The organism is Desulfobacterium sp. N47, assembly GCF_051233685.1.
Taxonomy (GTDB): domain Bacteria; phylum Desulfobacterota; class Desulfobacteria; order Desulfobacterales; family RPRI01; genus RPRI01.
The window spans coordinates 1-3684 of the sequence record NZ_JBAMMY010000114.1; the positions used below are offsets into that span (position 1 = coordinate 1).

4 protein-coding genes are annotated in these 3684 nt (G+C 38.3%); 3 read left to right on the plus strand and 1 reads right to left on the minus strand.

From position 1 onward, the window contains the following. Positions 1 to 283 precede the first annotated feature (283 nt). The 3 genes from VXK47_RS06935 to VXK47_RS06945 all read left to right on the plus strand — a co-directional run bounded on the left by VXK47_RS06935 (position 284) and on the right by VXK47_RS06945 (position 1463). Entirely contained in the window at positions 284 to 478 is a 195-nt protein-coding gene (locus VXK47_RS06935) for a hypothetical protein (RefSeq protein ID WP_435548044.1), read from the plus strand. Between the two features lie 473 nt (positions 479 to 951). After that, complete coding sequence (locus VXK47_RS06940) at positions 952 to 1209, plus strand: type II toxin-antitoxin system Phd/YefM family antitoxin (protein ID WP_435548045.1); 258 nt, start codon at positions 952 to 954, stop codon at positions 1207 to 1209. Beyond that, positions 1206 to 1463, plus strand: coding sequence for a type II toxin-antitoxin system YoeB family toxin (locus VXK47_RS06945; RefSeq protein WP_435548046.1), 258 nt, complete (start codon positions 1206 to 1208; stop codon positions 1461 to 1463). Before VXK47_RS06940 ends, VXK47_RS06945 begins: the two co-directional genes overlap by 4 nt. A gap of 367 nt (positions 1464 to 1830) precedes the next feature. Here the strand turns inward: VXK47_RS06945 and VXK47_RS06950 are convergent, their stop codons facing one another. Next, positions 1831 to 2586 carry a DUF4114 domain-containing protein gene (locus VXK47_RS06950; RefSeq protein WP_435548047.1) on the minus strand — a complete coding sequence of 252 codons (756 nt, stop codon included), beginning with the start codon at positions 2584 to 2586 and terminating at the stop codon, positions 1831 to 1833. Positions 2587 to 3684: the final 1098 nt, after the last annotated feature.

The following is a 3684-nucleotide window of genomic DNA, read 5'->3' on the forward strand; positions in this document are numbered from 1 at the left end:
GTTAGCAAAAAAAGTTAACAGCATTATATTAATCCCCCCTTCTAATTCTTATCTTAATTTGTAGTGTCTCCGTTTATATAAAATTGGTTTTCCCACTGCGTAACCATTAATCGCATACAATGGGCATGGCATGCATAATTCGCCTGTCCCTTATTCTCTTTGTTTTCAAAGAGGTTGGGTAAACTTCAACATGTTTTATAAGCAAATTGCAGATTCATGGATTGTTTTTGACACCTCTGGTAACATGCCAATTATTATAGATGAATCGGAGTGAATGATGAAAATGCACAATAAATATGGCATAATTGGATTGAAAGCTCTGCAAAGAGCTGCTGCAAAGGTCGCTGAGGATGCGAGGAAGAATAATTACAAAATACCAATTTGGAAAAATGGACACATCGAATATGAAGTTCCGGGCATAATTAATGAACAACGCGGTGCAGTTGATCATGGCCACAGTGATTCGTTTGACAAATAGAGCAAAATCCGATTTTGGCTCAAAGCTGTTTTCGGTAAAAAATGATTTACAGTTTACGGTTTACGGTTGCCGGTTAACAGTTTACAGTTTCCGGTTGAAAGTTTCCGGTTGAAAGAAATCTGAGATTTATTTAAGATTTTATAACGGAAATAAAAAAGGCAGAGCCTAATCGACTCCTTGGCATATAATCCTCCGTATAAATTGGTTTTTACACTGCGTAACCATTATTAACCGCATACAATGGGCGTCTCAAGCATTATTCGCCTGTCCCTTTTTCTTCAATTCAAGATGTGATACCAATTGTTCCTGCACCTGCAAGGCCAACAAGACCGTTTTCAGGTGCAGGGAAATGCACCGCACCAGAGGTCAGCATTGATTATGTGCTTTTTATCTGTCGGTATATATGCTATAATATATAAAGAGAAAAAAGCAGGCAATTATCGAGATTATATGAGATAAAAAGGGGATAGATTATGAGAGCAATAACATATAGCGATGCAAGAAAAAATCTGCGTACGCTGATTCAAAACGTCTGCAAAGACTCAGAACCGGCAATCATTGTCGGTAGCCGGCCTGAAGAACAGGTGGTTCTTGTTTCTCTGGATGATTTTCAGTCCATGGAAGAAACAGCTTATCTGTTAAGTTCACCGGCTAACCGCGCGCATCTCGAAAAATCTTTACAAGAAGCAAAAGAGGGTAAAGTTGTTGAGTTCTCTACAGAGGATTTATGAAAATTATTTTTACGCAGGAAGCATGGAAGGATTTTGAATGGTTTTTGAATAAAGATAAACGCCTGGCAAAGCGGATCAAACAGCTTTTAAAAGATATCCTGCGAGATCCTGAAAATGGTATCGGCAAACCTGAAAGGTTAAAATTTCAATTATCCGGATGCTGGTCAAGACGAATCAGCAAAGAACACCGGCTGGTATATAAAATCGAAAAAGAAACCATTACTGTAATCAGTTGCCGGTATCATTACGAATAAATAAAAAGAAAGAAAGAAAGAAAGGGAGTTTATGAGTTCAGATAAAAGGAACGTGAATCAAGGTTCAAAAGGTCCAAGGTTAAAGCTTGCAATGTGAAATAAAAAGATAGTGCGTGAGTTGATATGAAGAAAGAATTCGAGGGGTCGAGGAAAAGACAGCTCATAACTTCGTGAATTCGTAAGTTGATGAGGGGGAAAATGGAAATGAAAAAGGCAGAGCCGGTTTCGACTCTGCCTTTTTTTGTTTGAATTATCTTTTCAGCTTTTTTTTACCGTTAACCGTGAACTGTCAACCGTTTTTTCACCGTTAACCGTGAACCGTCAACTGTCAACCGCTTTCAACCGTGAACTGTCAACCGTTTTTAATCTATTTCTTGAATTTTCTGCCTGCGCCTGCAAGACCGATAAGGCCGAAGCCGAGAAGAAGCAGTGTGCACGGTTCGGGAACTGGTGTTACAGATTCTACCATAACTACCATATCTGTGTAATCTTTGTCACTTACATCTTTGCGCAAATCTTCAAAAGCCAAGATGTATTCGTTGTTGGTCCAAAGTCCGGCACCCCAAATAGGTAATTGAACTGTATCGGTATTTGTTCCCTGATATGCCGCCATATGATCCATTTCATCACTATTAAGGGATTTATCTGAATGCCATAAGCCACCGGTGGAGTAGTAACTTGAATCTAAATAATAACCGAAAATAGTTCCAGTAAAGTCTACACCGGTATCAATATGGTTTACATAAACACTCCCACCTGCTGCTATGGAGAGTGTTACCTGAGCACCTGCTGTGGCTGAACCATCAAACAACCGAACGTATTTACCATTGTTATAAACACCGAACAAATTGTTCTCTGCAAATCCTGCGATCTCTATAATCATTGTTGCTATGGAGCCACCAGTACCTGTGATGTTCCAGTATGAATCAGAGCTATCTAACATTGCATCAGCCGTAACATCAACACTGCTGGTATTATAAGTCGGCGCAATTGTTATGTCATTCAATACATCCTGTAATGCGCTACCACCATCACCAAAAGTGAACGGAGCCGCCATTGCCATTCCACTCACTAAGAAGATACCTAAAATTGCCACTGCTAAAACTTTTAGAACCTTTTTCATTTTTTCCTCCTTTGTTTTAAGTTTGTATTTCTTATTTTAATTAAACTTGTATATTATTTTCTTTGTTGCACTCTATTTAAGCAATGGTTGTGCCAATAACAAACAACATAAAAAATATATTTATAACTTATTGAAATATAATATATTATACAGCACTGCTGATTCAGGTATAAATGGGCATATGTGTATGCTGGTGTGAAATTGTAAAGGAAACCGACGTTCGAAAGAAGGTTCAAGGAGAAAGGTGAAAGGTTCAAGGTGGAAGGAAAAGAAGCTCATGAGTTCGTAAGTTGGTAAGTTGGTAAGGGGAAAGGAAGGTTGGAGGATAAAGGATAAAGGTTCGAGGTTCAAGGTGAAAGGTTCAAGGTGAAAGGAAAAGAAGCTCATAAGCTCATAAGTTGGTGAGTTGGTGAGGGAAAAGGTTTGCTTTTGGGTGATAATTAATAGATGAAAACAGTTTGAAATATTTATATAAAATTCTGTGACCTCTGAGTGTTTTGTGGGGGATTGTGATTGGGGGAGTTTGGGGATGTGGGATCGTGTAAAAATTCAAATTGATGTGGTGGATTAATTATTTAGTAAATACAATGGATTGTGTAATATTGTAAAGTATCCCGACAGTTTTTTGTGAAAAATTTGGGTAAATGGGGGTAAAATAAAGAGTAATAGATCATTATATCAGTATGATAGATAGGATAATCGGGGATTTAAAAAATTGTAAAGAAAACCGACGTTCGGAAAAGGTTCAAGGATAAAGGTGAAAGGTTCAAGGAGGAAGGTGCAAGGTTCAAGGTGAAAGGGAAAAAAACAGCTCATGAGTTCGTAAGTTGATGAGGGGAAAGAAGGGTTGAAGGTGTAGGGGCGTATTGCAATACGCCCGGATTTTTCTCACAGAGCACACAGAGTCGCAGAGTATTTTTAGACAGGATTAACAGGATGGACAGGATTTATGCCAGCCGGCCGGATGATAGACAGCCCAATTTCCCGGCTTTATAGCATAAAATGATTATATGGCTTAAAATCTTCACAGTTAATCGTCTCAAGCCTTATTATATTAAACATTATTTATACTTCTGTGTTGATGGAAAACTCGATTTT